Below are 23,729 nucleotides of genomic sequence, written 5' to 3'. Positions count from 1 at the left end.
GAGCGCCGTCGCATCGCGGCGTCGCACGTCCTCGGAATACCTTCCAGGTATTCCTGCGGGTTGCTCCTTGCGCTGCTCGGCGCTCTTCGCCCGGCTCGGTCCGGGGATTTCTTCACAACCTCTGAGCCCGCCCCTGCCCCCGCAACCGGCAGGACCGGATGGCTACGGCGCAACCGTCTTGACCCGACGACGGGCGACGCATACGCACCGCCCATCCCAGCGACCCCGGAGGCACCGACGATGATCACGCTCTACCACGCGCAGCTCACCCGCTCGATCCGCATCATCTGGCTCCTCGAAGAGCTCGGCGTGCCGTACGAGCTCGCCACGGTCCCCTTCAAGCCGCCGCGCCACTCGTTCGAGCAGGACACGCCGGCCGGAAAGTTCCCGACGCTCGCCGACGACGGCATGGTGATGTTCGAGTCGGGCGCGATCCTCGAGTACGTGATCGAGAAGTACGGCAAGGGACGCCTGGCGCCGCCCATCGGTGATCCGGAGCGCGGCACGTACCTCCAGTGGGTGCACTTCGCGGAAGCGACGGCCTTCCCGCCGATCGGCGACATCGCCCGCCACACCATGTTCCTCCCCGAAGCCGACCGCCTTCCGCAGGTGGCCGCCGACGGCCGCGTGCGCGCGAAGAACACGCTCGACGTGCTGGAGCGGGCGCTGCAGGGCAAGGAGTACCTGGTCGGCGGCGCGCTCTCCGGCGCCGACATCATGATGGGCTACTTCCTCATGGCGGCGCGCATGCTCGGCTGCGTCGGCGCCGAGCATGCGAACGTCGCCGCGTACTGGGACCGCCTCGCGGCGCGTCCGGGGTTCCAGAAGGCCCTCGGCGCCTGAGGGAGGACGCCAGGCGTCAGGCGCGCGGGACGATGCCCTTCTGCTCGAGGTACGAGAGGATCTGCTTCGCGCTCTCCTCGACGGTCTGTCCCGCCGTGTTGATGGTGAGCTCGGGCCTGGTCGGGGCCTCGTACGGCGCCGAGATGCCGGTGAACTCCTTGATCTCGCCGGCGCGCGCCTTCTTGTAGAGGCCTTTCACGTCGCGCTGCTCGCAGACCTCGACGGGGCAATCGACGTGCACCTCGACGAAATCGCCGTCGTCCATGATCTTCCGCACCTGGTCGCGGTCGGCGCGATAGGGCGAGATGAAGGCCGTGAGCGCCACCACGCCGGCATCGGTGAAGAGCTTCGCCACCTCGCCGATGCGGCGGATGTTCTCCGTGCGGTCCTCGGGCGAGAACCCGAGGTTCTTGTTGAGGCCGTGCCGGATGTTGTCGCCGTCGAGGATGTAGGTCTTGACGCCGCGCTCCCACAGGCGCTTCTCGAGGTCGACCGCGATGGTCGACTTGCCGGAGCCGGAGAGTCCGGTCAGCCACACGGTACAGGCCTTGTGCCCGTTGATCTTCTCGCGATCCGCGCGCGTGACGTTGCCTTGGTGCCAGACGATGTTGGTCGCTTTTTGTTCGGTCATGGGGCCAAGGATTTAGCGGTCGCGGCCGGGACCGGCAACCCTGAATTCCGAGAATTCACCACGCGCGTGGTCGCCGAGCCCGGCCGCGGCGGATGAGACGATCTCCCTCGCACGGGCCACCTCGCCGTCCTCCACGAGAAGCATCTGCGCCGATCGGGCGCACAAAATCTGCGCTCGCTCGGCGGTTTCCCGTTGCCGCGCCGGCCGACTCGTGCAAGCGAGGAAGTGATCTCGGGGTGCGACGCGGGGGAACCGTGGGAGCCGCTCGCGCGGCGCTCGCGGGCGTCGCACCCCGGACACCTCGACAGCGCGGCCGCGCTGTGGAACTGAGCCGCATGGCCACCATCTTCCAGCATCCCCGCGAGCTCGCGAGCGCGGTCGGCACCCATCTCGGCTACAGTGACTGGCTCGAGATCACGCAGGACCGCGTGAACCGCTTCGCCGACGCGACCGGCGACCACCAATGGATCCACGTCGACCCCGAGCGCGCGAAGCGCGGCCCGTTCGGCGGCACGATCGCCCACGGCTACCTCACGATGTCGCTCGTGAATCTCTTCCTGCCCCAGATCATGGAGGTGCACGGCATCTCCATGGGGGTGAACTACGGCGCCGACAAGCTGCGGTTCCCGGCGCCGGTGAAGGTCGGAGCGCGTGTCCGCGGGGGCGGCGAGCTCCTCAAGGTCGAGGACGTGAAGGGCGGCGCGGTTCAAGCGACCGTGCGCGTGACCGTCGAGATCGAGGGCGCGGAGCGTCCGGGCTGCGTCGTCGACACGATCAGCCGCTACGTCCCCGCGGCGTAGCGGCCCCCGCGGCCGTCCCGGGCGCGACGGCGGCGATCGTTCCTCGTCAGGCCGGGAACGGGTGCAGCTCGAGCGAGACGCCGAACACCTCGCTCAAGAGCAGGTAGAGCGCGAGCAGCGCCGTGAAGAGCGCCGCGAACGCCCCGATCGCGATCCCGGAAAGGAAGATCAGCGAGATCAGCGAGCCCGCGACCACGAGCGGGAGGAGCAGCGGTGACCTGTTGAACGGCGCCACCGGCTCGAGGAGCGGCAGGAGGCCGCGTTCGCTCGTCTCCTGGCGGATGTTGTCGAACAGTACCCGGGCCTGGTCCCACACGTAGTCGAGCATGGGTCGTGGCTAGCACATCGGGCGCGGGCATGCGACCGGAAAGGCGCGGCGCGCGGGTCGCCGCGGGGCGCTTCAGTGCACCTCGTCCCAGCTCGCGCCCGCCCGGACGTCGACGGTGAGAGGCACGGCGAGCGGCATCACGGCCTCCATCTCGTGCCGGATGACCTCGGAGACCTCGCCGACCGCGGCCGCCTCGGCCTCGAAGACGAGCTCGTCGTGGACCTGGAGGATCATCGCGGCCGGGAGCCGCTCGCCGGTGAGCCGCGCCTCGAGCTTCACCATCGCGAGCTTGATGAGATCGGCGGCCGAGCCCTGGACGGGCGTGTTGATGGCCGTTCGCTCGGCGAACGCGCGCAGGTTGTCGTCGCCGCTCGAGAGCTCGGGAAGATAGCGCCGGCGCCGCAGCAGCGTCGAGACGAAGCCCTGGCGGCGCGCCTCGGCGAGCGTCGTCTCGATGAAACGGGTCACCCCCTCCAGGCGCGCGAAGTAGTTCGTGATGTAGCGCTGCGCGTCCGCGAGCGGGATCGCGAGCTCGCGCGAAAGGCGCTGCGCCCCCATCCCGTAGATGATGCCGAAATTGATGACCTTCGCGCGCCGGCGCATCTCGGCCGTGACCAGCGGCGGCAGCACGTCGAAGACCTCGGCGGCGGTCCGGGTGTGGATGTCCTCGCCGGTCGTGAACGCCTGCACGAGCACGGGATCGCCGGTGAGGTGCGCGAGCACGCGCAGCTCGATCTGCGAGTAGTCGGCGCCGATCAGCATCTTGCCGGGGGCCGGGACGAAGGCGGCGCGGATGCGGCGGCCTTCGTCGGTCCGGATGGGGATGTTCTGGAGGTTCGGCTCGGTCGACGACAGGCGCCCGGTCGCCGCCACCGTCTGGTTGAACGAGGTGTGGATGCGGCCGGTCTCGGGGTGGATGAGCTGCGGCAGCGGGTCGACGTAGGTCGAAAGCAGCTTGGTGAGCGCGCGGTGCTCGAGGATCTTCGCCGGCAGCGGATGCCCGGCGGCGAGCTTGTGCATCGCATCGACGTCGAGCGAGATGCCGGTCTTGCCCTTGCGCAGGCCCTTGGTCGGGATCTTCAGGCGTTCGAACAGCACCTCGCGGAGCTGGATCGGCGAGTTGATGTTGAAGGGACCGCCCGCCAGCTCGTAGATCGCCGCCTCGATCGCGGCGAGCGCGGCCCGATACCCGGTCGCGAGCTTCGCGAGCGCCTCGGCGTCGACCCGCACGCCGCGCCGCTCCATCGCGGCGAGCACCCGGAGGAGCGGCATCTCGACGTCGCGGAAGAGCGCGAGCGCGTCGTGCTCCTCGAGGGCGCGCGCGAGCACGGGCCGGAGCGCGAGGGCCGTGCGCGCCGTCCATGCCGGCCGGATCGGCGCGTCCTCTCCCGGGGCGGCCATGCCGAGGAAATGGCGCGCCAGCTCGGCGACCCCGTGGCTCGCGCGCGACGGGTCGAGGACGTACGACGCGACCCCGACGTCGAACAGCGGTCCGGCGAGCGTCACTCCGTGGCGCTCGAGGACGATGAGCGCGCGCTTCACGTCCTCGCCGACCTTCTCGACCGCCGCCGACGTCAGCGCGTCGCGGATCGGACCCGGCGCGTCGACCGGCGCCGGCCCCGTCACGTGCGCGTCCGCGGCCGGCGCCACCGTGATCGCGCTCGGCGCGGCGCGCATGGCGCTCTCGGTCGTCGCGTCGACGAAGAAGCCGATCGTCGTCGCCGCCGCGACCTCCGGCAGCACCTCGGCGCCCTCGCGGCCGTCGAGCGCGACCGGACACGAGGGCCCCTCGCCCTCCGGCGGCACCACGTCGAGCTGCGGGATCTCGCGCAGCAACCGGTGGAACTCGAGCTCGCGGCAGAGATCCTCGAGGCGGACGCGGTCGGGACCGGGGTAGCGGAAGTCGTCGAGCGTCTCGGCGACCGCGAGATCGCAGCGGATCGTCGCGAGCCGCTTCGCGAGCGCCGCCTGCTCGGCGTGCTCGCGGATCTTCGCGACGAGCCCGGCCGCACCGCGGATGCCGCTCTTCCCGAGGCTCTCGGGATCGGCGAGCAGGGCCTCGAGCGAGCCCGCGTGCCGGATCAGCGCCGACGCCGTCTTCTCGCCGACGCCCTTGATGCCGGGGATGTTGTCGATCGCGTCGCCCATGAGGCCGATCACGTCGACCCAGCGCTCGGGCTCGATCCCGTAGCGTTCGCGCACCTGATCGGGGCCGATCCGCTTGTCGAACATCGGGTCGAGCAGCGTGATGCGGGGTCCGACGAGCTGCTGGAAGTCCTTGTCGCCGGTCACGATCACGACCTCGCCCCCCGCCGCCGCGACGCGCTTCGCGAGCGTGCCGATCACGTCGTCGGCCTCGACGCCGGGCATCTCGACGACACGCGGCCGCAGCGCCTCGACCACCCGCCGGATGAGGCCGAGCTGCGGCACGAGCTCGTCCGGCATGGCGGAGCGGTTCGCCTTGTAGTCGGCGTAGAGCTCGTCGCGGAACGAGCCGCCGGGCGCGTCGAACACGAGCCCGAGGTGCGTCGGGCGCTCGTCCTTCAGGAGCTTCAGCAGCATGGTGGTGACACCGTAGGCGGCGTTCGTCGGTACGCCGCGCGACGTCGACAGGAACGGGATCGCGTGGAAGGCGCGGTAGACGTAGGCGCTCGCGTCGACGAGATAGAGCCGCGCGGGCCCCGCGACGGGCGGCGGCGCTCCGCGCGGCCCGAACGCCAGCTGCTCCTCGGGCGGTTTCTTCCGTCCAGTCATGCCGTCTCCGGCGAGGGTTATGCGAACGCCGCGGTCGCGTCCATCGCGGCAAGTTATCTTGACAACCCCGGACCCCGCCGTTACTTGTCCGCCCGTTTTCCTCGCGACCAAGGCCAGCGACCAGTCAACGCACACATGACGTACCGGAGCTCCGATGCTCGAGGTTCGTAACCTCACCAAGCGGTACGGCGATTTCGTCGCCGTCCGCGACATCAGCTTCACCGCCGCACAAGGTCAGATCCTCGGCTTCCTCGGTCCGAACGGCGCCGGCAAGACCACGACCATGCGCATCCTCACCGGCTTCCTGCCGGCGACGAGCGGCACCGCGAAGGTCGCGGGATTCGACGTCTTCACCGAGAGCGCCGAGGTGCGGCGGCGGATCGGCTACCTGCCCGAGAACCCGCCGCTCTACACCGAGATGACCGCCGAGGCGTATCTGCGCTTCGTCGCGCGCATCAAGGGCATGGCCCGCGGCGCCATCGAAGACGCGATCGACCGCGTGATCCAGACCTGCGGGCTCGAGTCGGTGCGCCACCGGCTTCTCGGCCACCTCTCGAAGGGCTTCCGGCAGCGCGCCGGACTGGCGCAGGCGCTGATCCACGATCCGCCGGTGCTGGTGCTCGACGAGCCGACCATCGGCCTCGATCCGATCCAGATCCGCGAGATCCGCGCTCTCATCCAGCAGCTCGCGGGCCAGCGCACGATCATCCTCTCGACCCACATCCTGCCCGAGGTGTCGCAGATCTGCGAGAAGGTCGTGATCATCAACGAAGGCCGGGTCGTGCTCGAGCAGGAGATGGGGACCCTCAAGAGCGGCGGCACGCTGGAAGACGTGTTCCTGCGCGCCATCGCCAAGGCGCACGACGCCGACCACGCCGCGGAGGCGACGGCATGAGAAACGTCTTCACCATCGCGGGCCGCGAGATCCGCTCGTACTTCGTGTCGCCGATCGCCTACGTCGTGCTGACCGGCTACCTGCTGCTCGGCGGCTGGTTCTTCTTCAACCTGCTCGCCCGCTTCAACATGCTGCTCACGATCTACTCGGCGCAGCAGAACCCGCAGGTGCTGGAGCGGCTGAACCTCAACGAGTTCGTGATCGCGCCGCTCCTGCACAATCTCTCGGTGATCCTCGTGATCCTGGTGCCGGTGATCACGATGCGGAGCCTCGCCGAGGAGAAGAAGGCGGGCACCTACGAGCTGCTCCTCACGTCGCCGCTCCGCGTCTCGGAGATCGTGCTCGGGAAGTTCCTCGGCGCGTTCGTCTTCGTCGCGATCATGGTCGCGACGACGTTCGTCTACGCGCTGATCCTCATGGTCTACGGCAACCCCGAGATGGGCGTGATCCTCGCCGGCTACTTCGGGCTCCTCCTGCTCGCGACGGCGTTCGTCGCAGTCGGAGTGCTGACCTCGTCGTTCACCGAGAACCAGATCATCGCGGCGGTGAGCTGCCTCGTCTCGCTCTTGCTGTTCTACATCATCGCCTGGCCCGCCGATTCCGCAGGCGAGGTCATGGGCGCGATCCTCAAGTACGTGTCCCTCACCGAGCACTTCGCGCAGATGGTGAAAGGCGTCATCGACACGAAGGACCTCCTCTATTTCGCGACGGTCATCGTGCTGGCGCTCTTCCTCACCCACCGCTCGGTGGAATCGATTCGCTGGAGGTAGACGTGGGGAGTCGCTCGACGTCGCTCTTCGGCCTGTGGGGCATCGTCCTCCTGGCCTTCGGTCTGGTCGCCTACGCGGTCGCTCCGGCCGCCTCGGGCTACGTTCTCGTGCACGTCGGCCTCGGGCTGCTGTTGCTGGTGCTGTACCTGACCGCGAGCCGCGAGAGCCTGAGCACCTTCCTCGGTGAGCGATCGACGAAGTACGGCGCCAACGCCGTCGCCTATTCGCTCATCTTCGTAGCGATCCTGGTCGCGCTGAACTACCTCGCGGCCCGCCACAACCACCGTTTCGACCTCACGAAGGAAAACGTCTTCTCGCTGTCGTCGCAGTCGACCAACGTCTTGTCCACCATCGACAAGGCCGGCAAGCCGGTCACGGTGTACGCCTTCACCGAAGGCGGGATGGACCCGATCATCGACGACCTGCTCGACAGCTACAAGAACGCCTCCAACAACTTCAGCTACCGCATGGTCGACCCGGTGAAGGATCGCGACCTCGCGGAACGCTACAAGGTCACCGAGATCCCGTTCCTCTTCATCGAGTACGGCGATCCCGCCGGCGAGGACAAGCGCACCGCGACGGTCACGCGCGACATCAGCGAGGAGTCGATCACCAACGGGCTCATCAAGGCGACCGCCGGCACCAAGAAGATGGTCTGCTTCCTCGACGGCCACGGCGAGGCCGACCCCGAGAACCGCGACGCGCGCGGCGCCTCGGCGCTGCAAGACGCGCTCCGCAACGAGAACTACGATACCCGCAAGGTGCTGCTCGCGAGCGAGGCGTCGGTGCCGGCCGAGTGCAGCATCTTCGTGATCGCGGCGACCGAGCGCCCCCTCTTCGACCACGAGGTGACGCAGATCCGCGAGTACCTGAAAAAGGGCGGGTCGGCGCTCTTCCTGGTGCCGCCGTCGCGCGGCCAGCAGCTCGGCGAGCTCCTGCAGCCGTGGGGCGTGAAGCTGACCGACACGGTCGTGGTCGACCAGGTCGTGCGCCTCTTCCAGGGCCCGGCACTCGGGCTCCAGATCCTCGCCTCGACGTACGGCACGCACCCCATCACGCAGGGCTTCACCGAGCGTACGATCTTCCCGATGGCGCGCGCGGTCCAAGCCGACGCCGCCGGCAAGCCGGGCGTGAGCGCGATCGAAATCGTCAAGTCGAGCCCGTCGGCGTGGGCGGAGAGCGACGTCGAGGGCGTCTTCAAGCGCGGCGAGGCGGCGCAAGACGACAAGGACATCAAGGGGCCGGTCTCGCTCGCCGTCGCCGTCACCGGCAAGCACAAGGAGATGGGCTTCGACAAGGAAGGCGAAACGAAGCTCGTCGTGGTCGGCGACGCCGACTTCGCGTCGAACCAGTTCTTCGGGCAGCTCTTCAACCGCGACCTCGTGCTCAACATGATGGCGTGGCTCGGCGGCGAGGAGCAGCAGATCTCGATCCGGCCGCGCGCCATCCAGGCGTCGCGCGCGCAGCTCGGTCCCGCGGAGACGCGCCGCATCTTCTACCTGTCGGTGCTGGTGCTTCCCGAGCTCCTGTTGTTCCTCGGCCTCACCGTGTGGTGGCGCCGGAGCACGAAGTGAAGCCGCGGAACACGCTCCTCCTCTTCCTCGTCCTCATCGCGCTCGGCGCCTACCTCTGGTTCGTCGAGCGCCCGAGCCAGGAGCGCGAAGCGGAGGCCAAGAAGCTCGTCGCGCTGAAGAAAGACGACGTGACGGGCATCACGCTCGCCTACTCCGACCGTACGATCGTCCTCGAGAAGAGCGCCGAGGGCCACTGGCGGCTCACCCAGCCGGTCGCCGCCGACGCCGACGACCCGGTCGTGAACAACATGCTGGTCGCGATCGCCGAGGCCGACGTCTCCCGCACGCTCGACGACGTCGGCGACAAGCTCGCGTCGTACGGCCTGGCGCCCCCCGAAGCGACGGTCACGCTCTCGCTGAAGGAAGGCTCGCTGCCGCCGATCAAGGTCGGCAAGACGACCCAGATCGGCTCGTCGGCCTACCTCCAGAAGGGCGACGACCCGAAGGTCTACATCGGCACCATGGCGTTCCAGAGCGCCATGAAGAAGCAGGTGAAGGATCTCCGCGACAAGCGCCTCGTCGGCTTCGAGGACCCCGACGTCCGGAAGGTCGAGATCACGAAGGGCGGCGCCACGATCACGGCCGAGCGCGACGGCGACGCGTGGCGCATCACGCAGCCGGGCGCCTACCCCGCCGACCCGGCGGAGATGCGCGCGCTCCTCGCGAGCATCCGCGGGCTGCGCGCCGAGGACTTCGTGAGCGACGATGCAACAGCCGATCTCGGGAAATACGGCCTCACGAGCCCACAGCTCCGGGTGGCGGTGTGGCTCGGCAAGGACGCCGCGCAGAAGACCCTGCTGCTCGGCGCCTTCAAGGACGACGACCCGAACAAGAAGGCGATCTACGCGAAGCGCGCCGAGCTCGCGACGGTCGTGACCCTGCCCGACTACGCGCTCAAGAACCTCGACAAGCCGGTCAACACGCTGCGCGACAAGACCGTCCTCGCCGGCCTCGGAAAGGACCGGGTCGCGGCGATCGCCGTCACCCGCAAGGACGGAAACGGCTTCACGCTCGCCAAGCGCGACGGCGCCTGGCACGTCGAGGATCCCGGCGAGGGCGCCGAGCGCCAGCCCACGATGACGCGCTTTCTCGACGACGTCGCCGGCTTCAAGGGCACCGATATCATGAGCGAGGACCCGAAGACGGATCTCCGCGAGTACGGGCTCGCCACGCCGGACATGACGGTCGTCCTGCGGGACGCCGACGGCAAGACGCTCGGCACGCTGGTCGGCGCGCGCGGTCCCGAGCCCGCCGGAGACCCGAATGCCAAGGCGTTCGTCGCGTCGGTCGGTAGCGGCCTCGTCTACGTGGTGAAGCCCTACGTCTACGATCGCATCGACAAGAAGCGCGCCGACTTCCGCGACGCGCCGAAGCCGTCGCCGGGGGCGAGCCCGCAGGCGGCGGTCGGCGCCGCGGCGCTCGGCGCGGGCGCGGCGCCGGAAGGCGGCGCGGGCATCGAGGGCGTCGACATCCCGGGCGACGACGAGGTCGGGGATGACGTTGGGGGAGCGCGCGGCGATGACGGCGGGGGCGAGGAGTAGCGGCACGCTCCTCGCCCCGTTGCTTCCCTAGCTTCGCTCCGCGGTTGCGACCGGCGGACGCGCGTGCTCTCTGCGTGCGATGCCCGCGAGGACGCCCCGCTGAGCGCGCTCGAGATCGCCGTGCTCTTCGGCGCCGGCGCGGTCGCCGGCGCAATCAACTCTCTCGCGGGCGGCGGCACGCTCGTCTCGTTCCCCGTCCTCCTCTGGCTCGGACGCGACGCGATCGTCGCCAACGCGACCAACACCGTCGCGCTCTGTCCGGGCGCGCTCGCCGCCATGGCGGCCTTCCGACGGGACCTCGGACCGATCCGTCGCTGGATGCTCCTCATCGTGCCCCCGTCGCTCGCGGGCGGCCTCGTCGGGGCGCTCCTCCTGCTGCGGACGCCGGAGCGCGTGTTCGCGGCGCTCGTGCCCTGGTTGATCCTCTTCGCGACGGTGATCTTCGCCGCACAGGGACCGATCGTCGCGACCGTCCGTCGCTTCCGGCCCGCGCGTGCCCCCCGGTCCACCCAGGGGGTCCCGCCGCTCGACGCGTGGCCGTGGGTCGTCGCTTTCGAGCTCGCCGTCGCGATCTACGGCGGCTACTTCGGCGCGGGGATCGGCATCATGACGCTCGCGGTCCTCGGCCTCGTCGGCTTCACCGACATCCATCACATGATCGGGCTCCGCAATTTCGCCGCCCTCTGCATCAACGGCATCGCGTCCGTCTACTTCGTCGCCAAGGGTGCAGTCGCGTGGCCCGATGCGCTCGTGATGATCGTCGGCCAGGTGCTCGGCGGGTACGGCGGCGGCCGGGTAGCGCGGCGACTCGGCCGCACGTTCATGCGCCGCGCCGTCGTCGCGATCGGCGTCGCGATGGCGCTGTCGCTGCTGCTCGCCCGCTGGTGCTGAGGGGAGTGCGAGGCGGTAGGCGCGACGGGCTGCGCGGGGGCGAGGCGGGATCGCCTCGGCGCCCGCGGTTCTCGCACGCATGGTGGGCGTCCGGCGTTTCAGCCAAGCGCCGCAGGCTGCCGAAACGGCGCGAACCGGACGGGCGCTGCCGGCGATCCCACCTCGCCCCCGATCACCGTCCCGCCCCCAACCCGCTCGCGCTTCGCGCCTCGCTCCTCCCAGAGTCGGCGGCCATCATCATCCTTGGTTCGAACGATAGCCTCGATGTGATTGCGCCGAGCGGAGCGAAGGCGTTTCCTCCGTCTGTTGAGCGGCGTTACGACCGGGGGAGTGCGAGGCGCCGGCAGGGCCTGTCCGTGTTCGAGCTGCTTCGGGCAGCCCGAAACGCTCGCCTGAAACGAATGACATCATCGGCGATGTCCGTCGCGCTCACACCTCGAGGCCGACCGCGCGCATGAGGGCGAGCGCGTTGCTCCTGGTCACGACCCCCGGGCGCATCGTGTAGTCGAAGCACATCTGCCCGTCCTCGAGGTGGTCCTCGAAGTGGACGTTGGCGGCGGGCGCGCCGAGGCCGTCGGCGATGCGCGCGAGGGCGAGGTCGTGCGTCGTGACGAGTCCGAGCGCGCCGCGCGCGGCGAGCGTCCTCACGATCGCCTCCGCGCCGATCGCGCGGTCGTGCGAGTTGGTGCCGCTCAGGATCTCGTCGAGGAGGAAGAGAAGCGGCAACGGCCCGGCGCCGAGGTCGACGATCCGGCTCAGGCGCTTCACCTCGGCGTAGAAGCGCGACGTCCCGTCCTGCAGCGAGTCGGTGATGCGGATCGCCGCGCCGACGGCGAACGGCGTGAGCACGAGCCGGCGGGCGCGGACCGGGGCGCCGGCGAGCGCGAGGACGACGTTCACGCCGACCGTCCGGAGCAGCGTGCTCTTGCCCGACATGTTGGAGCCGCTCACGATCAGCACCCGACACCCATCGTCGAGGTGGAGGTCGTTCCGCACGCAACGCTCCTCCGGGATCAACGGGTGGCCGATCCCGGCGCCGTCGAAGCGCGGAAACGCAGCAACGAGCTCCGGGAACGGATCGTCCGGGTGCTCGAACGCGTGGCTCGCGAGCGCGAGGAGCGCTTCGAGCTCGCCGATCGCGGCGAGCCAGCGCGGCACCGCCGGCCCCGACTCGGCGCGCCACGACTCGATCGCGAGGGCGAAGTTCGTGCGCCAGAGGAGGGCGAACGACACGATCGCGAACACCTGGTTGCGGTGCGCGTCGAGGAGGTTCACGAGCCGCTGCAGGCGCGCGATGCGCCGCGACGGCGCCTCGCCGGCGCTCGTGATCGCCGTGCGGAGCGCGACGAGCCCGGGCGCCTCGAACGTCGCGCGCTCGAGCTCGGCGAGGAGATCGGCGAGGAGCGCCAGATGCACGGCCGGCTGCGCGGCGTGGCGGATGGCGGGCAGCACCCGCGCGCGCATCCGCAGCGCGAAGGCGATCTGCGCCGCGCCGGCGAGGAGCATCGGCCACGGTCCGAGCGCTCCGAGGTCCCACGCCGCCACGGCGGCGCAGGTGAGCACCGGCAGCGCCGCCGCGAGCCCGCGCTCGAGCGCCGCCGGACGCCACGGCGCGGCCGTCGCCCACGCCGCGAGCGCCGCCGGGTCGACGACGCCGCGAACGTCCTCGCCGAGGAGCGTGATCGCCTCGCGGAGGTCGAGGCGCGCGCGCAGCTCGCCGACCGCGTGCTGCCGAGCGCGCACCTCGGCCGGCGCCGCCGGCGTGAGCAGCCAGCGCGCGAGCGTCTCCTCGCCCGCCTGCGTCCGCGCCGTGCAGAGCAGCTCGAAGAGCGAGCCGCGTCCGAAGAGATCGAGATCCGCGGCGTAGGGATGCGCGGGATCGAGGAAGCGCTCGCCCGCCACCCCCTGCCCCGCGAACGCGTGGTCGAGACGCGCCACGCCGAGCTCGTAGAAGCGCACGGCGCGCGCGACGCGGCGCTCGGCGCGGCGGGCCCGCTGGTGTGCGACGACGAGCCCCGCGAACCCGATCGCCGGCAGCCAGACGAGCCAGCGCGGCACGAGGCGGAAGTCGAACGCGAGGAAGAGCAGGACGAGGCCGGCGCCGAACGCCGCCATGCGGAGGTACGACACGCGCTCGATCCGCGCCGCCAGCGCGGCGCGCTCGCTGCGTCGCGCCCGCAGGCGCGCCTCGTATTCCGCCCGCGGCGTCATGCGGCGCGCGGCGCTACGGCTTCCTGGCCGGCGCCGGCGCGGGCGACTCCGCCGCCGCGCGCTTCCGACCGTCGAACGTCCAGCCGTCGACGTGCAGACCGCCGTCGAGCGTGTAGCCGGTCTGGTAGAGGCGCACGACGCCGTCGGGATCGACGATCACGAAGCTCGGCGTGCCGCTCACGCCGTAGCCCTGGAAGGTGACGCGGTGCTTGTCGATCGCGACGATCTCCGGGAACGGCTCCTTCTGATCGGCGAGGAAGCGCCGCACCAGCTCCGGGTCCTCGTCGGTGATCGCGATCAGATCGGCATGGCGCTCCTTGGCGTAGGCCATGATCTCGGGAAGCGCGTGCTTGCAGATCACGCACCAGGTCGCCCAGAAATAGAGGAGGTCGGGACGGTCCTTGGCGAGCTGGTCCTCGCCGCGGATGACGTCGAGGTCCATCGTCGGCGCGAGGCTGCCGACCTTCGGCGGCCCCGGCAGCTTCGGCAGCTCGAGTGGATACGGGCCGGGGCGGAGCGTCACCGTGCGCGCCACCCCGTCGCGCAGCGTCGCGAGCTCGTAGTCGACGCCGATCTCGCTCCGCATGGTCCACTCGCGGACCTGCGTCGGTTCCGTAAAGGGCGCCCCCGGCGGGCCGAGGATCACGTCGCCCACTTGCAGCCCCGCCGCCTTGGCGGGCGAGTCCGGATTCACGGTCATGACCGCGACCGCGCCCTCGCTCGTGCTCCACTTCTTGCGCTGCGTCGCATCGAGCGGCCGGAAGTAGATGCCCATGTACGCGGGCATGAGCTCCTCGACGAGGCGGCGCTCCTCGGCGAGCGGCGGGAAGCTCTCGCCCGACGCGAGCGCGGCGGGCGCGTCGGCGTCGACCTTTCCGCCGAGCGCCAGGTCCTCGCACGCCGCGAGCCGCTCGTAGGAGGCGCGCTCCTCGGGCGTCGCGCGCGTCGTCATGTAGACGCGGCCGGCCATGCTCGTGAGGTGGGTGCGCAGGCGCAGCACCGCTCCGAGCCGCACCTCGGCGCGATAGCTCGCGGCCGACGCGTCGGCGGCCTTGCGCTTCAGGAGCTTCAGGCGGGCATGGCGCGCGGAATCGGCGCTCGCGAAGGGCACGAGGTCGGCGAGGAGGTCGTGCAGCGTCTTGCGCCGCCCGTCGGCGTCGAGGCTCTTCACCGCCGGGCCTTCGAGGCGCGTCTTCCACGCCGGATGCTCGCGGACGAACTCGCGCACGATCTCGATCTTCAGCGCGTCGAACGCCTGGTTCCAGCGCTCGGCATAGGTCGCGAGGCGGCTCGAGAACTCGGGAAGCACGCGCGCCTGCTCCTCGAGCTCGCCGAGCGAGCGCGGGCTGAAGGTGCCGAAGCTCGCGCCGATGCGGTCGAGCAGGCGGAGGTCCGGCTCCCACGCGCCCCGATCGCGCCACGCCTCGGCGAGGAGCTCGTCGGCGTAGACGGTCGTCGCCTCGTCGGGCACCGGCGACGGCGAGGCGGTCGCGTCCGGCGCTTCTGGAGCCGCGCCGGGATTCGCCGCGCGCACAGGCGCCGCGCCCGACGTCGCGCCCTGCCCGCCGGCCGCGTGCGCGGCCTTGGCGAGCCGCGCCGCGAGAAATACGTCCAGCGTGGTGTTCGGGATGTCCGGGGTCCGATCGGTGACGAGCACGCTGCGCTCGGCGGCCGGGAAGCGGTCGAGGCCCGCGACCGCCTCGAGGAAATGATGCGAGTGGCCGATGCCGTCCTTGCCGCGGTTCTCGGGATAGCAGCCGTACGCGCGCCGGTCGGCGGTGGTCGAGAAATAGCCGCACACGTTGCCGACGGGCGTCGCGTCGGCATCCGGGTGGACGACGTGCGCGAACGACCCGGAGAAGCACTGCGACATGAGCATCACCACCCGCACGCCCGGGTCGAGGACGGCGAGCATCTCGCGGAGCTCCGCCACGCTGAGCTTGTCGTTCCAGAGCGAGATCGTGTTGTCCTTGAGGTCCTTGTCGTTCTTCTCGCCGTGGTCGGTGACGTAGAGGAGCAACGTGTCGCCGGGCCGGAGGCGCGCCTTCGCCTCGGCGAACCAGCCGCGGAGCGCGTCCTTGGTGGCGGCCACGAGCGTCACGCCCGCGACCTTCGAGTCGACGTACGTGATCGGCGCGCGGAGCGCGTTCTGCGTCCACTGTGGCAGGATCCAGAAGCCGCGCGCGTCGTCGTTCTCGCGGATGGCGAGATCGGGCGCCGGATCGGCGCCGTCGGCGCTGAACATGGTGATGTTCTCGACGGGCACGCCGTCCTCGCGAAGGATCTCCCAGGCGCGGCGGATGTGATGCAGATGGCTCCGGTAGTTGATCTCCTTGCGTCCGCCGCCGTTCAGCAGCAGCGCGTGGAGATGGCCGGGCCCCGGCGGCGGCACGCCCGCTTCGAGAGCCCGTGCGCCCGGCTCCCCGGCGTGTACGGCGCATCCGGCCGCCGGGAGCCACAGCGCGAAGAGCGCGAGGAGGACGCGGCACCCGCGGGCGGTCGGCACGCGCGGACCCTACCAGAGCGCCGCGGGCGCGAGAATCACCGTCCGCGTCTCGCGGCCGCGCCCGGTCGCAGGTCAGGCGGCGCCGCTCGGCGCGGGGAAGAGGCGGACGAGGGTGTCGGCGTGCGCCTCCGCAAACGCCGGATCGGTCGGATCGACACCGAGCACGCGGCGACACTCGGGCGCCTGACTGAACAGCAGGCCCGCGGCACCGAGCATCGAGGAACCGGACCTGTTCGTGGCGAACGGCTAGCGCCTGGCTGCCCGCGGGCGGCTGGTGGGCCTTCTACGGTCGCGCGGTCGGTGATCCCGGCGCCTAAAGCCCGTCAGTGGCTCTCCGACTTGTGCACACGCGAGCTGGCGCTCCCCGAAGGCCCACCAGCCGCCCGCCGACAAGACAGTGCAGCCGTTCGTCGACCAGGCTGTCTGGCCTCGGTGCACGCGCGGCGCACGACGCGCGGCGGGTCGCTCCGCGGTCGCCGTCACGCCCGCGCACGTCGCGAGGGTACGCACGCTCGTCGAAAAGGAAGCGAGCGCCACTGGCCGCACGACGCCGCGCCTCGCCGTGTGGGTGCCGGCCGCGCTCGCCCCCGGCACCGCGACCCGCCGGCAGCTCGCGGCGCAGATCGCGGTGTACCTCCGCCCGCCCGGCTACGGCGAGATGTTCGCGGCGCTCGGCTAGCGGAGCCGGTACCGGATCGGCATCCGCTTCGGACCGCCGACGAAGGTCGTCGCCATGGACTCCGGCTCGCCGGCGAGCTCGACGTGGTCGAGCCGCGGCAGGAGCTCGCGGAAGAAGGCTTCGAGCTCCATGCGCGCGAGGTGCGAACCGAGGCAGAAGTGCACGCCGATGCCGAACGCGAGGTGCTCGTCCGCGTTCGTGCGCGCGATGTCGAAGCGCATCGGGTCCGCGAAGACGGTCTCGTCGCGGTTCGCCGAAAGGTACGACATCATGAGCCACTCGCCCGCCTTCAGATCCACACCGCCGAGGCGGTAGTCGGATTGCGCCTGCCGCATGAAGTGCCGAACCGGCGTCACCCAGCGGATCATCTCGTTCACCGCGTTCGGGATCTTCTCGGGATCGTCCTGGAGCGCCCGCAGCTGCTCGGGGTTGCGGATGAGCGCCTCGAGGCCGCCCGCGACCGAGCTCGACGTGGTGTCGTGCCCGGCGGTCGCGACGATCGAGTAGTAGCCGGCGGTTTCGAGGTCGCCGAGCGGCTGGCCGTCGATCGTCCCGTTCGCGATCGTCGACGCGACGTCCGAGCGCGGGCGCGTGCGGCGGTCCATCGTGATGGCGTGGAAGTACATCGCCATTTCCTGGAGCGCCTGCATCATGACGTGCGCCGGGTCCTCGCCCGGCCGGCCGCTCACATCCGGGTCCTCGCCGCCGAAGATCTTCTGGGTGAGCTCGAGCATGCGCGGCTCGTCGGTCTCCGGCACGCCGAGGATGCTCAGGATCACGTGCAGCGGATAGTAGAGCGCGATGTCGCGGACGAAGTCGCAGGCGCCGTCGAAGTCCAGCATGCGGTCGACGAAGCGCTTGGCGAGCACGGGGATCCGGGCGCCGACCTCGCGGCGGAGGTTCGACGGCTTGAACCAGTCGTTGGTGACGAGACGGTAGGCGCGGTGTTCGGCGCCATCCATGTGGACGAGCGTCTTGATGTCGATGCCGAGCGCGCGGTTCTTCTCGATCTCGGCGCGCGGCAGCAGGACCGAGTCGCGGGTGTTCCAGAAGACCGTGTGATTGCGCTCGACCTCGGCGAGATGCGCGTGGCGCGTCACCGCGCGGAACGGGACGAACCCCTCCAGCGCGACCAGCGGCAACGGGTCGGACGCGCGGAGCCGCGCGGCCGCCGCGTGCCAGAAGTCGAGATCGGCGTACGCCTTGCCGTCGACGAAGATGCGGGCGTCACCGAGGCGGGAAAGGTCGGTCGGAGCGAAACCGGTCACGCCGTCCCGCATACTCCAGCGTGATGCCACGGTCCACGGGAGCACGCGGCCCGAGCGGGGGAAACGCCCGCCGACCGCGCCGCCGGCGACCGGGCGTCGAAGATCGCCCCCGTCGACGGCGGAGCCGGTAGGCTGGAGCGCCGCGTTGAGCGGCGCCGCTGCTGGCTCACCGTCCGAGAACCACGTCGATTCCGCTCATCACGAGGTCCAGCTTCTTGCTCGGCAGTTTCCCGACACGTTCACTCAGGCACCGCCGATCCAGTGCGACGATCTGAGACGCATTCGCCACCGAGTCCTTCGGAAGGCCCGTGAGGGCCGGCGACAGGAGGACGTTGCCGGGAGCGTCCGCCCAGGTGAGGTTGCTCGTCAACGGGACGCACACGACGGTCGCGATCCTACTGCGGTTCAAGTGGTCTCCCTGCACGACGACAACTGGCCGGCGAAAACCCGGCCCCGAGCCCGTCGGCTCCGGCAGGTCTGCCCACCAGGTCTCGCCCCGCACGATCTCTACCACTCGCTCCGCTCCAAGACGCGGCGTGCCGCGGTAGACACGAACTTGTCGGTCGGCTCCTTCAGCCGATCGACGACGCCGTTCATGGCGTCCGTGACCTCGTCCGGGCCATGGCGATCGAGGTATTCGGAGAGCGCCTCCGCGTAGAGCTGGCTGCGGGACTTGCGCGTTCGACGCGCTTGACGTTCGGCGGCTCGAAAAACGTCGTCGGGTACGGACACCGCGGTTTTCATACCAATGGTATAACTCAGGCGCTCTCCGCCCTCAAGCTCTCATCGCGCCGTCCAACGGATCCCGGCTCACGCCGACTATCGGCGACTGAACGTCATCTCCACGCGAGACGGGGGACGGGGGACGCGGCCCACGCATCGATACTCGTCGCCGCTCCGCCGCCCCATGCCTCGATCGGTCTTGCAAACCATCGACGGGTTGCGGGATGAACGGTCCCCACCATGGCGACCCCCCGCCTAGCGCAGCCGGCGCCCGAGGAGCCGACCTGGCCCGGCGCCGAGCGCCGGCCGATCGTGTTCCTGCTCGACGCGGCGAGCGGGCTCGAGCGCAAGGTGCTCGAGCGTTGGATCACGGAACACCGGCCGGCGGACGCCTCCGGGCACGGGATCGAGACGATCGCGATCCCGTCGGCCCGCGCGGGGAAGCGCAAGCTCGATCCGAAGCTCGAGGCGCGGCTCGCGATCGGTGACGACCCCCTGATGGCGCCGCTCCGCGTCGCGTGGCAGCCTCCGGAGATCGACGGCGTGCACCGGACGCGGCTCCGCGACCTGCTGTCGACGGGGGATCCGCGCGACCCGGGCCTCCTGCGGCAATGGTGGGTGTTGCGCCGCCATCCGGCGCGCTGCCGGGTGGTCGCCGGCGAGCCGGCGCCGCTCTCGCAGCTCCGCGAGCGCTGGCAGCGCGCCTGCGGCACCGACGCGGCGCAGACCACCGGGCTCGCCGATTTCGTCGCGCTCCAGGCGACCCTCGCCCTCGAGCGCGCCGAGCGGCGTCTGCGCGGCACGCGCTACAAGGTGCCGCGGTTCGTCCGCGAGAACATCGAGGCGCGCCCGAGCTTCCGGGGCGGCGTCGCCCGCCTCGCGCGCGAGCGCGGCAAGCCCGAACACAGGGTCGCGAAGGAGGCGTCGAAGTACCTCCGCGAGATCGCGGCGACGCACAGCCCGTACGTCATCGACCTCACGGCGCACTTGATCCACCTCCTCTACACGCGCGGCTACGGCGAGGCGCTGCACTACGACCACGACGAGCTCGAAAAGGTCTACGCGCTCGCGCAACGGCATCCGGTCGTGTTCCTGCCGTCGCACAAGTCGAATCTCGACCACCTCGTGCTCCAGTACGCGCTCCACGAGAACGGCCACCCGCCGAACCACACCGCCGGCGGCATCAACATGAACTTCTTCCCGGTGGGACCGCTCGTGCGCCGGAGCGGCGTGTTCTTCATCCGCCGGAGCTTCAAGGACAACGCGGTCTACAAGTTCGTCCTGCGGCAATACATCGACTACCTGATCGAGAAGCGCTTCTCGCTCGAGTGGTACATCGAGGGCGGCCGCTCGCGTTCCGGGAAGCTCCTGCCGCCGATGTTCGGCATGCTGCACTACGTGGTCGACGCGTATCGGCGCGGCAAGAGCGAGGACGTCTACCTGATCCCGGTCGCGATCGCGTACGACCAGATCCAGGACGTCGGCTCGTACGTCGCCGAGCAGCGCGGCGGCGCCAAGTCGCACGAGAGCTTCGGATGGTTCGTCGGCGTCGTGCGGGAGCTCCGGCGTCGCTACGGCGACATCCACATCAACTTCGGCGAGCCCCTGTCGCTGCAGGCAGCGCTCGGTCCGCCCGATCCCGGCGCCGAGCCGCACGAGGACGAGGCGAACCTCGAGCTCCAGAAGCTCGCGTTCGAGGTGTCGGTGCGCATCAACCGCGTGACGCCGATCACGCCGACGTCGCTCGTCACGATGTCGCTCCTCGGCGGCGCCGGCCGCGCGTTCACCGTCCCGGAAATCCTGCGCGGCATGGCGAATCTGCTCTCCTACGTCCGGCGCCGACGGCTCCCGACCACGGGCGACCTCAACCTCGACGACGCGGCGGGCCTGCAGCGCGCGCTCGACACGCTCGTGGACAGCAAGGTCGTGACCGCCTACACGGCCGGGCTCGACACGGTCTACCAGATCGCGCCCGAGCAGGAGCCGACGGCCGCCTACTACCGCAACACGATCATCCATTTCTTCGTGAACGGCGCGATCGCCGAGCTCGCGCTCCTCGAGGCGTTGGAGCGGGAAGACGAGCCGCGCGCCCGCTTCTGGGACGCGGCGATGGCGCTGCGCGACCTCATGAAGTTCGAGTTCTTCTTCGCGGAGAAAGACGAGTTCCGGGCCGAGCTCGACGCCGAGCTTCGCCTGCACGACCCCGACTGGGAGCACGCGCTCGCGCGGGCCCGACCCGGCATCGAGCAGCTGATCCGCCGCATCCGGCCGTTCAGCGCGCACCGCGTGCTCCGGCCGTTCCTCGAGTCGTATCGCGTCGTCGCCGACGGCCTCGCGCGCCGCGACCCTTCGGCGGCGTTCGACGAGCCGGAGTTCATCGCCAGCAGCCTCGCGCTCGCCCAGCAGTACCAGTTGCAGAAGCGCGTCCATTCCGGCGAATCGGTGTCGAAGGTGCCGTTCGCGACAGCGCTCCGGCTCGCCCGCAACCGGAAGCTCGTCGATCCGGGCCCGGACCTCGCCGAGCGCCGGCAGAGATTCGCCGCCGAGATCCGCGACGCGCTCCGCCGCCTCGACGCGATCAGCGCGCTCGCGCAAGCGCGGCGCGCGGGATTGATCGACTGACGCCGCGGCTCGTTCTCGCGGCGCTGGTGGCGTGCGCGCTGTCGCCGCATCGCGCCTGCGCGGCGGCGGAGGCGACCGCCGACGCCATCCGCGCGCTGGTCGCGGCGCGCGGCGCGCCGGAGCTCCACGCCGACGCCGCCCTCGTCGAGCACCTCTACGCGACGCGTGCGTTCGCGCCGCTCTGGCTCGACGATGGCCGCCCGAACCCGCGCGCCCGCGACCTGGTCGCGGCGCTCCGCGACGCGCCCGCTCACGGCCTCGACGCCGCCGACTACGACGCCGCGCGCCTCGCCGACGAGACGAGGCTCGCCGACGCCCGCCCGCCGGTGACGCCGGCGGACGCGGCGCGCTTCGAGGTCGCGCTCAGCGCGGGCGCGACCCGGTTCCTCCACGACCTCCATCTCGGACGCGTCGACCCGGCGACGCTCGCGACCGACTACGACCGGACCGCCAAGCACGCGCGGCTCGTCGCCGTGATCGAGGAGCTGGCGGGCGGCACGCCGGTCCCGACCGTCGTCGAGGACGCCGCCCCGCCGTTCCTGGAGCATCGCCTGCTCGAACGGCAGCTCGCGCGCTACCGGGCGCTCTCCGCGTCCTCGGAGAGCACGGCGGACGCGCCGCTCGCGATCGGCGCCACGATCCGTCCCGGCGATCGCTTCGCCGACGCCGCCCGCCTGGCACGCCGGCTCGCATTGCTGGGCGACCTCTCCGAAGACGCGGACCTCTCCGAGGACACGGCGGTCGCCGCCGGTCGCTACGGCGGCCCGCTCGTCGAGGCCGTGCAACGCTTCCAGGCGCGGCACGGCCTCGCGCCCGACGGCATCATCGGCCCGACGACGGCGGCCGCCCTCGCCGTGCCGCTGTCGTTCCGCGTCCGGCAGATCGAGCGCGCGCTCGAGCGGCTCCGCTGGTTGCCGGTCCTGCCGCGCGACCGCGCGGTCGTCGTCAACGTGCCGGGCTTCGAGGCGATGGCATTCGACGACATCGGGGCGGCGCGCGCGCCCGCGCTCCGCATGCCGATCGTCGCCGGGCAGGCGTTCCGCACCGAGACGCCGTTCTTCTCGCGCCCGATGACGCGCGTCGTGTTCGCGCCCTACTGGAACGTGCCGACCAGCATCCTCCGCGGGGAGCTGTTGCCGAAGATCCGGCGCACGCCCGGGTACCTCGCGCGGGAGGAGATGGAGATCACGAGCGCCGGACGCGTCCTCGCGCCCGGACCCGCCGCCATCGCCGAGCTCGCGCGCGGCGCCGCCGAGCTCCGCCAGCGGCCCGGCGCGAAAAACGCGCTCGGGCGCGTGAAGTTCCTCTTCCCGAACCCCGACGACGTCTACATGCACGACACGCCGGCGCGCGAGCTCTTCACGCGCGCGCGCCGCGACTTCAGCCACGGCTGCATCCGTCTCGGGGACGCCGCCGCCATGGCACACTGGGTGCTCGGCGGCGAGGGGGTTCCCGACACGCGCGTCGACGAGCTGCTCGCGTCCAGCGGGCAGACCACGGTCACGCTCCGCCGCCCGATCCCGGTCGTGATCGCCTACGCGACCGCGGTCGCGCGGATCGACGGCACGATCGCGTTCTACGACGACGTATACGGCCACGACGTCGAGCTGGAGCAAGCGCTCGCGGCGCGGCGTCGCCCGCGCTACTGACGGGCCGCGCGCGCGAGCCGCGGGGACGCGGCGCCGCCGACGTAGACGACGCTGCCGTCGCTGATGCTGTCGATGAGCTGACCGGCGACCGCGGGGTCGAGGGCCGGGCAGCCGAGGCTCCGCCCGACGCGGCCGCCCCAGGTCGCGCGGAAGGCGGCGCTCACGTAGGCGGCGGGGTGCATCACGATCCGGCGCTCGAACGCCTTGTCGTTCACGCCGGGATCGAGCCCGATCAGCTCGAGCGAGTGGCCATGCTTCCCGGCGTAGGTGCCGCCGGTGAGGAACGCTCCGAGGCTCGAGCGCAGGCTCGCCGCCTCGTTGCCGAAACGGACGGCCCAGTCGGGAGCGTCGTCGCTCGTCGAGCCGCGGCCGTGCGCGACGAACTCGTGGAAGAGGACCCGCAGGCGCGCCGGGTCGAGCACCCAGAGCCGCCGGTCCCGCGACGGCAGCGAATAGTCGATGACCGTCAGCAGCTTCCGGTGCAGGAGCCCCGCGCCCTCGATCCTGCGGTAGGCGGCGAGCGCGCGCTCGAGGAGGTCCGGGCGCGGCAGCGTCGCATCGAGCCCGGCCGCGCCGACGGAGCCGGGCGCCACGACCACCACCGCTACGAGCGTCATCGCGATTCCGAGACGCCGGACGACCCCGAGTCCCCGCACTGTGGACCTCCATAGGCGATCCCCCGCCCCGGGAGCAACCGGGAAAATGCCCCGGTCGTTGCTTCTCGCGACGATGCGGACGATGGTGGCGCGATGACGGAGCCTCCGCTCGCGTTCCGCCCGCACCCCTGGCACGGCCTCGATCCCGGATCGCGCTGTCCGGAGATCGTGACCGCCTACATCGAGATCGTGCCGACCGACGGGGTGAAGTACGAGATCGACAAACACTCGGGCTACCTCAAGGTCGACCGGCCCCAGCGCTTCTCGGTCGTGTGCCCGACCCTCTACGGCTTCATCCCGCGGACCTACTGCGGCGAGGCGGTCGCGGCGCACGCGATCCCCGGCGGTCCGACGGTGACGCGCGGCGACGGCGACCCGCTCGACGTCT

The 23,729-nt window shown here is 71.0% G+C and carries 20 protein-coding genes; 10 read left to right on the top strand and 10 right to left on the bottom strand.

Annotated elements, in window-relative coordinates; translation table 11 throughout:
* The first annotated feature begins 240 nt into the window (after positions 1–240).
* Entirely contained in the window at positions 241–843 is a 603-nt protein-coding gene (locus IT293_12285; GenBank protein ID MCC6765430.1) for a glutathione S-transferase family protein, read from the top strand.
* 16 nt (positions 844–859) lie between these two features.
* Here IT293_12285 and cysC read toward each other — a convergent pair whose 3' ends face one another.
* Positions 860–1,474: an adenylyl-sulfate kinase gene (cysC, locus tag IT293_12280; protein ID MCC6765429.1), complete on the bottom strand. Its 615-nt coding sequence runs from the start codon at positions 1,472–1,474 to the stop codon at positions 860–862.
* Between the two features lie 335 nt (positions 1,475–1,809).
* On the opposite strand from cysC, the gene IT293_12275 reads away from it, so the two are divergent.
* The gene (locus IT293_12275) at positions 1,810–2,274 is read left to right on the top strand and encodes a MaoC family dehydratase (protein ID MCC6765428.1); all 465 of its coding nucleotides are present in this window, start codon (positions 1,810–1,812) and stop codon (positions 2,272–2,274) included.
* Positions 2,275–2,320: 46 nt separating this feature from the next.
* Here the strand turns inward: IT293_12275 and IT293_12270 are convergent, their stop codons facing one another.
* A complete protein-coding gene (locus tag IT293_12270) occupies positions 2,321–2,602 on the bottom strand; it encodes a hypothetical protein (protein ID MCC6765427.1) in 282 nt (93 codons plus the stop codon).
* Between the two features lie 72 nt (positions 2,603–2,674).
* Positions 2,675–5,356 carry a DNA polymerase I gene (gene polA, locus IT293_12265; protein MCC6765426.1) on the bottom strand — a complete coding sequence of 894 codons (2,682 nt, stop codon included), beginning with the start codon at positions 5,354–5,356 and terminating at the stop codon, positions 2,675–2,677.
* A 154-nt stretch (positions 5,357–5,510) separates the two neighbouring features.
* Between polA and IT293_12260 the strand changes: the two genes are divergently transcribed.
* The 5 genes from IT293_12260 (at position 5,511) to IT293_12240 (ending at position 11,027) form a co-directional block, all read left to right on the top strand.
* Positions 5,511–6,251, top strand: coding sequence for an ABC transporter ATP-binding protein (locus IT293_12260; GenBank protein ID MCC6765425.1), 741 nt, complete (start codon positions 5,511–5,513; stop codon positions 6,249–6,251).
* Positions 6,248–7,021, top strand: coding sequence for an ABC transporter permease subunit (locus IT293_12255; protein ID MCC6765424.1), 774 nt, complete (start codon positions 6,248–6,250; stop codon positions 7,019–7,021). The genes IT293_12260 and IT293_12255 overlap by 4 nt, the downstream gene beginning before the upstream one ends.
* Before the next feature lie 2 nt (positions 7,022–7,023).
* Positions 7,024–8,595: a GldG family protein gene (locus IT293_12250; protein ID MCC6765423.1), complete on the top strand. Its 1,572-nt coding sequence runs from the start codon at positions 7,024–7,026 to the stop codon at positions 8,593–8,595.
* A complete protein-coding gene (locus tag IT293_12245) occupies positions 8,592–10,136 on the top strand; it encodes a DUF4340 domain-containing protein (GenBank protein MCC6765422.1) in 1,545 nt (514 codons plus the stop codon). The genes IT293_12250 and IT293_12245 overlap by 4 nt, the downstream gene beginning before the upstream one ends.
* A gap of 114 nt (positions 10,137–10,250) precedes the next feature.
* Positions 10,251–11,027 (top strand): sulfite exporter TauE/SafE family protein, encoded by a 777-nt coding sequence (locus IT293_12240; GenBank protein MCC6765421.1) that lies wholly within the window; start codon positions 10,251–10,253, stop codon positions 11,025–11,027.
* 429 nt (positions 11,028–11,456) lie between these two features.
* On the opposite strand, the gene IT293_12235 is transcribed toward IT293_12240, so the two are convergent.
* The 6 genes from IT293_12235 to IT293_12210 all read right to left on the bottom strand — a co-directional run bounded on the left by IT293_12235 (position 11,457) and on the right by IT293_12210 (position 18,435).
* Positions 11,457–13,238 (bottom strand): DNA mismatch repair protein MutS, encoded by a 1,782-nt coding sequence (locus tag IT293_12235; protein MCC6765420.1) that lies wholly within the window; start codon positions 13,236–13,238, stop codon positions 11,457–11,459.
* A gap of 13 nt (positions 13,239–13,251) precedes the next feature.
* Positions 13,252–15,744, bottom strand: coding sequence for a redoxin domain-containing protein (locus tag IT293_12230; protein ID MCC6765419.1), 2,493 nt, complete (start codon positions 15,742–15,744; stop codon positions 13,252–13,254).
* A gap of 72 nt (positions 15,745–15,816) precedes the next feature.
* Positions 15,817–15,960 carry a hypothetical protein gene (locus tag IT293_12225; GenBank protein MCC6765418.1) on the bottom strand — a complete coding sequence of 48 codons (144 nt, stop codon included), beginning with the start codon at positions 15,958–15,960 and terminating at the stop codon, positions 15,817–15,819.
* 459 nt (positions 15,961–16,419) lie between these two features.
* Positions 16,420–17,703, bottom strand: coding sequence for a cytochrome P450 (locus IT293_12220; GenBank protein MCC6765417.1), 1,284 nt, complete (start codon positions 17,701–17,703; stop codon positions 16,420–16,422).
* Between the two features lie 154 nt (positions 17,704–17,857).
* The gene (locus IT293_12215) at positions 17,858–18,196 is read right to left on the bottom strand and encodes a type II toxin-antitoxin system PemK/MazF family toxin (GenBank protein ID MCC6765416.1); all 339 of its coding nucleotides are present in this window, start codon (positions 18,194–18,196) and stop codon (positions 17,858–17,860) included.
* Between the two features lie 2 nt (positions 18,197–18,198).
* Complete coding sequence (locus tag IT293_12210; protein ID MCC6765415.1) at positions 18,199–18,435, bottom strand: ribbon-helix-helix protein, CopG family; 237 nt, start codon at positions 18,433–18,435, stop codon at positions 18,199–18,201.
* A gap of 219 nt (positions 18,436–18,654) precedes the next feature.
* Between IT293_12210 and IT293_12205 the strand changes: the two genes are divergently transcribed.
* Both IT293_12205 and IT293_12200 read left to right on the top strand, forming a co-directional pair.
* Complete coding sequence (locus tag IT293_12205) at positions 18,655–21,036, top strand: glycerol-3-phosphate 1-O-acyltransferase (protein ID MCC6765414.1); 2,382 nt, start codon at positions 18,655–18,657, stop codon at positions 21,034–21,036.
* Positions 21,037–21,062: 26 nt separating this feature from the next.
* The gene (locus IT293_12200; protein ID MCC6765413.1) at positions 21,063–22,685 is read left to right on the top strand and encodes a L,D-transpeptidase family protein; all 1,623 of its coding nucleotides are present in this window, start codon (positions 21,063–21,065) and stop codon (positions 22,683–22,685) included.
* Here IT293_12200 and IT293_12195 read toward each other — a convergent pair.
* Positions 22,679–23,341, bottom strand: a complete 663-nt coding sequence (locus tag IT293_12195; GenBank protein MCC6765412.1) for a murein L,D-transpeptidase catalytic domain family protein — start codon at positions 23,339–23,341, stop codon at positions 22,679–22,681. The genes IT293_12200 and IT293_12195 overlap by 7 nt on opposite strands.
* A gap of 93 nt (positions 23,342–23,434) precedes the next feature.
* Here IT293_12195 and IT293_12190 point away from each other — a divergent pair.
* Positions 23,435–23,729: inorganic diphosphatase (locus IT293_12190; protein ID MCC6765411.1), on the top strand; the 295-nt coding region annotated here is incomplete at its 3' end.

It is taken from the genome of Deltaproteobacteria bacterium (assembly GCA_020848745.1).
Taxonomy (GTDB): domain Bacteria; phylum Desulfobacterota; class Binatia; order UTPRO1; family UTPRO1; genus UTPRO1.
Note: the sequence above shows the minus strand (reverse complement) of the source record. Positions and strands in the feature narration are given on the sequence as shown.

Bases quoted from the DNA above. Each gene is read 5' to 3' on its own strand.
- IT293_12285 (MCC6765430.1), top strand. From the start codon at position 241: ATGATCACGCTCTACCACGCGCAGCTCACCCGCTCGATCCGCATCATC.
- cysC (MCC6765429.1), bottom strand. From the start codon at position 1,474: ATGACCGAACAAAAAGCGACCAACATCGTCTGGCACCAAGGCAACGTC.
- IT293_12275 (MCC6765428.1), top strand. From the start codon at position 1,810: ATGGCCACCATCTTCCAGCATCCCCGCGAGCTCGCGAGCGCGGTCGGC.
- IT293_12270 (MCC6765427.1), bottom strand. From the start codon at position 2,602: ATGCTCGACTACGTGTGGGACCAGGCCCGGGTACTGTTCGACAACATC.
- polA (MCC6765426.1), bottom strand. From the start codon at position 5,356: ATGACTGGACGGAAGAAACCGCCCGAGGAGCAGCTGGCGTTCGGGCCG.
- IT293_12260 (MCC6765425.1), top strand. From the start codon at position 5,511: ATGCTCGAGGTTCGTAACCTCACCAAGCGGTACGGCGATTTCGTCGCC.
- IT293_12255 (MCC6765424.1), top strand. From the start codon at position 6,248: ATGAGAAACGTCTTCACCATCGCGGGCCGCGAGATCCGCTCGTACTTC.
- IT293_12235 (MCC6765420.1), bottom strand. From the start codon at position 13,238: ATGACGCCGCGGGCGGAATACGAGGCGCGCCTGCGGGCGCGACGCAGC.
- IT293_12225 (MCC6765418.1), bottom strand. From the start codon at position 15,960: ATGCTCGGTGCCGCGGGCCTGCTGTTCAGTCAGGCGCCCGAGTGTCGC.
- IT293_12220 (MCC6765417.1), bottom strand. From the start codon at position 17,703: ATGCGGGACGGCGTGACCGGTTTCGCTCCGACCGACCTTTCCCGCCTC.
- IT293_12210 (MCC6765415.1), bottom strand. From the start codon at position 18,435: ATGAAAACCGCGGTGTCCGTACCCGACGACGTTTTTCGAGCCGCCGAA.
- IT293_12205 (MCC6765414.1), top strand. From the start codon at position 18,655: ATGGCGACCCCCCGCCTAGCGCAGCCGGCGCCCGAGGAGCCGACCTGG.